The sequence below is a fragment of the Gemella haemolysans genome, from assembly GCF_901873445.1.
Lineage (GTDB): Bacteria > Bacillota > Bacilli > Staphylococcales > Gemellaceae > Gemella > Gemella haemolysans_C.
In genome coordinates this window covers 61,880-69,016 of sequence record NZ_CABFLN010000073.1, presented here as the reverse complement: position 1 = coordinate 69,016, position 7,137 = coordinate 61,880, and the positions used below count along the sequence as shown (strand labels likewise).

7 protein-coding genes are annotated in these 7,137 nt (G+C 28.1%); all 7 read left to right on the top strand.

Annotated features, from left to right (window positions below):
* Positions 1 to 93 precede the first annotated feature (93 nt).
* Positions 94 to 834, top strand: a complete 741-nt coding sequence (locus JX287_RS08510) for a TraX family protein (protein ID WP_204644446.1) — start codon at positions 94 to 96, stop codon at positions 832 to 834.
* A 193-nt stretch (positions 835 to 1,027) separates the two neighbouring features.
* Entirely contained in the window at positions 1,028 to 1,432 is a 405-nt protein-coding gene (locus tag JX287_RS08505) for a YbgA family protein (protein ID WP_204644445.1), read from the top strand.
* On the top strand, positions 1,416 to 1,778 hold the full coding sequence (locus JX287_RS08500; protein ID WP_204644444.1) for a TIGR02328 family protein: 363 nt from the start codon (positions 1,416 to 1,418) through the stop codon (positions 1,776 to 1,778). Before JX287_RS08505 ends, JX287_RS08500 begins: the two co-directional genes overlap by 17 nt.
* 49 nt (positions 1,779 to 1,827) lie before the next feature.
* On the top strand, positions 1,828 to 2,877 hold the full coding sequence (locus JX287_RS08495) for an LLM class flavin-dependent oxidoreductase (protein WP_204644443.1): 1,050 nt from the start codon (positions 1,828 to 1,830) through the stop codon (positions 2,875 to 2,877).
* 10 nt (positions 2,878 to 2,887) lie between these two features.
* The gene (locus JX287_RS08490) at positions 2,888 to 3,439 is read left to right on the top strand and encodes a GNAT family N-acetyltransferase (RefSeq protein ID WP_204644442.1); all 552 of its coding nucleotides are present in this window, start codon (positions 2,888 to 2,890) and stop codon (positions 3,437 to 3,439) included.
* Positions 3,440 to 3,610: 171 nt separating this feature from the next.
* Complete coding sequence (locus JX287_RS08485; protein ID WP_204644441.1) at positions 3,611 to 5,359, top strand: ABC transporter ATP-binding protein; 1,749 nt, start codon at positions 3,611 to 3,613, stop codon at positions 5,357 to 5,359.
* Positions 5,349 to 7,067, top strand: coding sequence for an ABC transporter ATP-binding protein (locus JX287_RS08480; protein WP_204644440.1), 1,719 nt, complete (start codon positions 5,349 to 5,351; stop codon positions 7,065 to 7,067). The genes JX287_RS08485 and JX287_RS08480 overlap by 11 nt, the downstream gene beginning before the upstream one ends.
* Positions 7,068 to 7,137: the final 70 nt, after the last annotated feature.

The following is a 7,137-nucleotide window of genomic DNA, read 5'->3' as shown; positions in this document are numbered from 1 at the left end:
AATTAATGCCGTAATATTAGTTAATATAGTATTGGTAAATATATATTAATTAATGTTTTTTTATTAAGTAAAAATAGTAAAGAAAGGAAGAAAATGAAGAATTTAAAGTTTGATGGAACTCAGTTAAAATATATAGCCATAATTGCTATGACGATAGACCATTTAGCATGGTTATTATATCCAGGTTTAGTTAAAGAACCAATACCAGTATTTATGCATATAGTAGGACGTTTAACAGCACCAATTATGTGGTATTTTATCGCAGAAGGATGTTATTATACAAAAGATATTAAAAAATATTTCTTTAGAATTATGAGTTTCGCTGTTGTCAGTCACTTTGCATTTTGCTTCGGTCTAGGTATACCGTTTGATATAACTACAGGAAGTATATTTAATAAAACAAGTGTCTTATTCCCATTAGCAATGTCTGTATTATTAATTGCTATCTTTAGAAATGAGAAAATAAGTAATACACTGAAGATTTTAGCGATTATTGTTTTCTGTTTACTAACATTTGTAGCGGATTGGTCTTCAATTGCTCTTATGATGCCATTCTTCCTATATAATCATAGGGGAAATAAAAAACAACAAATATTTGACTATGTTATTTGGATAAGTGTTTATGCAACTATTTATATTATATCTATAGATGTATTTTATGGAGTATTGCAGTTTGCAACTTTATTCTCATTACCACTATTAATGAAATATGACGGGAATAGAGGTAGGCATATTGGTTCTAAATGGTTCTTTTACTACTATTATCCAATACATTTAGCTATTATAGGTATTTTTAGAATTATATTATATGGAAATATTCCATTGGTATTTTAGAATTAGTATTTATGTAGCAAATAAAAAATATGGTTAAATTTAATACAATAAAAATCTAATACAGAGGTTCCTTATTAAGATATAACTTAATAAGGAACTTTTTTGTTTATAGTTCGATATCAATATGTAGTAAAAAAATATAAGATATAATATAATATGAATATTAAAAATAAATTGTTTTCGAAAGGATAAAATGAATAATAAAGTAGAAAGAGTTCAATGTCAAAAGTTATGGGCAAAAAATAAATATTTAGTTTTAAGTTATTCAAGTAAAATATATTTGGAAATTAGAACATACTTAAAACAAGAAGAGGTATCTCTAGAAAAAGTAAATAAGCTTATAAAACAAGCAATAAGTTTACCGGAGGATAAGGGTCAAGTAACAAATGCTTTACATCATGTCTGGGGATACTTTAAAAAGTTTGCTACAAAAGAAGAAAAAGATAATTTTTTTGAAATGATTGAAGAATATCATAATAATAAATATAAAAAAGAAGATTTGATAAAAGAAGTAAAATATCTTCTAAATAAATATCCAAATAAATATTTGGAAGAAGCTACTTTTATCAATGGAGGACAAGATGAGACTTTGGCATGAAGAATTAATATCAAAACTACCAAGGCAACAACTTTTAGGTCAACATAGAGAATGCTGTGCATTAAGAGGAAATGGTTGGGGGAAAAAACATGCAACGGTAGATTATGTATTCGAACATAAGCCATTTTTCCTTTTCAAGTATCATGAATTAATCATGCAGGAAATGAAGAATAGAGGCTATAATGTTAGTAAAGAATGGCTAGATAAAAATTACAGAGGAAAAATTTGTGCTCCTCATAACGATCTAAAAGAGTATAAAATAAATAAGCCGATTTATAAAGAACACGATGAGGAATACTATGATGAGTGTATTGAGAATTTAGCTCAAAAGGATATATTTATCTAGTTATATATTTATATTAAAATATTGATAGAGAATAAGTAAGGAGACAACTATGAAAATTTCAATTTTAAATTTAGCTCCATTAAGACAAGGAGAAAACTTTAAAGATGCAATAGATGCAATGATTAGATTAGCTAAAAAGGCTGATGAATTGGGATATGAAAGATATTGGATTGCAGAACATCATAATACAAAAAGTGTAGCTAGTAGCGCAACTCAGTTATTAATCCAACGTACACTAGATAACACTGGTAATATTAGAGTAGGTTCGGGTGGTGTGATGTTACCTAATCATAGTCCATATATAGTTGCAGAACAATATGGAACTTTGGAAACTTTATATCCAGATAGAGTTGATTTAGGTTTAGGTCGAGCACCTGGTACAGATTATAATACTGCGCGAGCTATTAGAAGAAATACTAATAGAGAGATGGATTTTAAAAAAGAAGTTGTAGAACTGTCAGAGTATTTTAAAGATAAGCGACCTGTTCATGCATATCCAGCAGCTGGTCTTGATGTTCCACTATATATTCTGGGATCTAGTACTGATAGTGCATATGTAGCTGCTGAACTAGGACTACCTTATGTATTTGCATCACATTTTGCTCCAGCTATGATGGAAAATGCAGTAGCAATTTATAGACATAACTTTAAACCATCAGAAGTTTTGAGTGAGCCGTATGTGATTTTAGGTGCTAATGCAGTTGTTGCAGATACTGATGAAGAAGCAAAAAGATTATCAACAACTCAGATTCAATCATTTTTAAATATAATAACTAGCAATCCACAAGGAATGGTTCCTCCAGTTCAATCAGAAGAAGCGGTTTGGAAAAATTATATCGCGACTACGAAGGTTCCACATTTTGGACCAATAGCTTTTGAACACGATGAAATAGTAGATCATGAGAAATCTGTAGTTAAACAAATGACTAAAATTTCGTTTATTGGTAGTAAAGAAACAGTAAAAAAACAAATTGCTGATTTAAAACGTAGAGTAGGATTTGATGAGCTTATGATTAATTCATATATTTATGATGAAGAAGCTCAACATCATTCATATGAATTATTAAAAGAAGTTGTAGATGAATTAGAAAACGAATAGGGAGTGTACAATGTTTATTTATAAAACAAAGAAGTTTATTTTAAATAATGGTAGTGAATGTAAACTAGTATTACCTGATAAAAAATATGCTGAAGATATTTATAAAGTAATAGTAGATGAAAGATTAAGACTAGCAAAGTACTTACCTTGGGTAATGGATATGAAGTCAATTCAGGATGAGGAACAATTTCTTGAATATAGTATAGAAAAGATTCATAAAGAAGAAATGATGATGTTTATTATCCTAGTAGATGAAAATGTGGCAGGGATGATTGACCTTCATAATATAAATAGAAGTTCAAAAAGGGCTGAAGTCGGCTATTGGCTAAGTGAAAAATTCGAAGGTTATGGCATAATGACACAAGCTGTTGATATAATAGAAAAGTATTCTTTTAACGAATTAAAACTACATAAATTACAAATTAGGGTACATCCTGAAAATTATAAGAGTGCAAGTGTTCCTCAACGTTTAGATTATTTTAAAGAAGCTACACTAGTAGAACACGATGTATTGAATGGTGAATATATAGACTTAGATATATTCGCAAAACTAAATAAATAAGTATTAAAAGTAAAGAATTGAATTTTAACAATTCTTTACTTTTTTATATATAATTGATAATAGTTATTATTTACAATTACAAATAAGAGTGATAAAATTAATGTAAGAGTTTTAAATTATTGTTAAAGTATTAATCTAAATGGGAGTTTATAAAAAAATAAGGAGGAAATTATGTTAACAGTATATAAAAAAATTTTATCTTATGTTCCTAAAGAACGATATTTGGCTTATATAGGGATTTTATTATCTATGTTGTCAGTAGTATTCAAAGTATGGGGATACTATTATTTAAGTAAGTTTTTAATTGAAATAATTGTTTATAATAATATAGAAAATGCTAAGTATTATGGATTTTGTGTAGTTGGTTTACTAATTATTGGTATTACATTATATGGAATTGCTGGATTAGTAACACATGTATTAGGATTTAGATTGGAAACAAATCTTAGAAAATATGGAATTGAGGGATTATCAAAAGCGAGCTTTAGTTTTTTTGACACTCATCCTTCAGGAAAAACAAGAAAAATAATAGATGATAATGCGACGGATACACATATGATTGTAGCTCATCTAATACCTGATAATGCTGGAGCTATATTAATGCCAATTCTATTATTAGTACTTGGATTTTTTGTCAGTTTGAAAGTAGGTATTATATTAATAATACTTAGCATTGTTGGGGGAATATCACTTTCAATGATGACTGGTGAAAAAGAATTTATGAAGATTTATCAGGAGTCTTTAGAAACTTTAAGTAGTGAAACAGTAGAGTATGTTAGAGGAATTCAAGTTGTTAAAATTTTTGGTATTAGTGTTGAATCATTTAAAGCCTTAAATACAGCTATAAAAAATTATTCTAAATATTCTTTAGAATATGCTATGTCGTGTAAACGAGGTTTTGTTGGATTTCAATGGTTCTTTTTTAGCTTTATAGCTATGGTAATTCCAATTCTTTTACTATTTTTTAATATTGAAGATCCAAAAATGTTAGCTGTTGAATTGATTATGGTACTATTTTTAAGCGGGGCACTGTTTGTTTCATTAATGGCAATAATGTACGTATCGATGTATGCATTTATGGGACAGTCTGTTGTTGAAAAATTAGAGAGTATTTTTGAAGAAATGAATAGTAATAAATTAACATTTGGTTCTAATAATGAGTTTGAAAATTATAATATTACATTTGAAAATGTTAGCTTTGGTTATACTGATAAAAAAATTATAAATGATTTGAGTTTCAGTCTAGAAGAAAACAAGAGCTATGCTTTAGTGGGGTCTTCTGGTAGTGGTAAATCTACTATTGCAAAACTAATCTCTGGTTTTTATAAGGTAGATAGTGGAGTAATTAAAATTGGAAATAGAAGTATAAGTTCATACAGTGAAGAGGCTCTGATTAATAATATTGCATTTGTTTTTCAAAATGTGAAACTATTTAAAACCTCAATCTATGATAATGTTAAGATCGGTAAAGCTGATGCATCGTATGAAGAGGTTATGACTGCTATGAATTTAGCAGGATGTAATAGTATTCTTGATAAATTTAGTGAAAGGGAACAAACTCAAATAGGAACTAAAGGAGTATATCTATCTGGTGGAGAAAAACAACGAATTGCAATTGCTCGTGCGATATTAAAAGATGCAAAAATTATTATTATGGATGAAGCTAGTGCAGCAGTTGATCCAGAAAATGAATATGAATTGCAACGTGCATTTTCAAATTTAATAAAAGATAAAACAGTTATTATGATTGCTCATAGATTACCTAGTATTAGAAATGTAGATGAGATATTAGTAATGGACAATGGGGAAATTATAGAACGCGGAACTGATAGGGAGTTGATGGCTTTGGATGGTGAGTATAAAAAACTCCAAAGTTTATACAATAAAGCAAATGAGTGGAGGGTTAATTATGAAAAATAAAATTAAAAGTTGGTTTGCCTTAACAAATCAAGGAGCGAGTGATTTAATAAGAGCCAGTATTTTATCATTTCTAGTATATTTTTCAAATATGTTTCCTGCTATGTTACTTATGATATTAGTAGATGAACTTTTATTAGGTAATGTTAAAAGTAAATATCTATATATAGTAATATCAATAGTGGTACTGATTGTTATATATGTACTTTTGGCTAAAGAATATGATGCATTGTATAGTGCAACCTATAAAGAAAGTGCTAATTTAAGAATAGATATAGCTACAACATTAAGTAAACTTCCTCTTGCATATTTTTCAAAACACAACTTATCAGATATAAGTCAAACCGTTATGAAAGATGTTGAAGCAATAGAACATGCAATGAGTCATGCAATGGCAAAAATTATAGGATTCATACTTTTCTTCCCTATTATGTCTATACTTATGTTAGTTGGGAATATATATTTAGGTTTATCAATAATGATACCTGTAGTCCTAAGTTATTCTCTAATACTAGTTTCTAAAAGAATTCAATTAAAAAAACAATATGAAAATTTTGAGCAACTTCGTCACAATTCTGAAAGCTTCCAAGAAGCAATTGAACTTCAACAAGATATTAAAAGTTTTGGTTTAGGTAATAAGATAAGAGAAAAATTGAATAAAGATATGGATAAAAGTGAAAAATTAAAACTTAAAGTGGAAATGGTACTATTTATACCTTTATTTTTATCATGGGTTGTTGCTCAAGGAACTTTAGTAGTCGTAATAATAGTTGGAACAACACTTTATGCAAGTGGAAGTATTAATCTGCTATACTTAATCGGTTATATATTTGTAGCGATGAAAATGAAAGATATAGTTGATGGATTAGCTGCAAATACTTCTGAATTATTTTACCTAGATGCTCGTATTAAACGAATCAAAGAATTGAGGGAAACTCAAATTCAAAAAGGTAAAGAAATTAAATTGGATAATTTTGGTATTGAATTAAAAAATGTAAAATTTGGTTATGATAAAGATAGTCCAGTATTGAAAGATGTCAGTTTTACAGCTAATCAAAATGAAGTTACAGCACTAGTGGGTGTATCAGGATGTGGTAAAACTAGTATTTTAAAATTAATATCTAGATTATATGATTATGATGATGGACAGATAATTATAGATGGACATAATATAAAAGAAATTTCTACAGACACATTATATAAATATGTTTCAATTGTCTTCCAAGATGTAGTATTATTCAATACGTCTATTATGGAAAATATAAGAATAGGACGTAGTAGTGCTACTGATGAAGAAGTTATGGTAGCTGCTAAGATGGCTTGTTGTGACTTTATAGATGATTTAGAGAATGGGTACAATACAATAGTTGGTGAAAATGGAGCAACATTATCGGGTGGAGAAAGACAAAGATTATCAATAGCCAGAGCGTTTTTGAAAGATTCTCCTATAGTTATTTTAGATGAAATTTCAGCAGCTCTAGATGTAGAAAATGAGAAAAAAATTCAAGATAGTTTAAATAATCTTATAAAAAATAAAACAGTAATTGTTATTTCTCATAGACTTAAATCAATTGAAAATGTGGATAAAATTATTGTCTTAGATAATGGAATAGTTGAGTGCCAAGGAACACATAGTTACTTGTTAGAACATTCTAAGGTGTATGGAAAACTAATTGAGAGATCAAAAGCAGTAGAGAGCTTTAAGTATTAAATAAGATAAAATATAATTTACTGAAAAATATTGATATGGTATTTCTTTTAAAATAGGAGATGAACCAAAA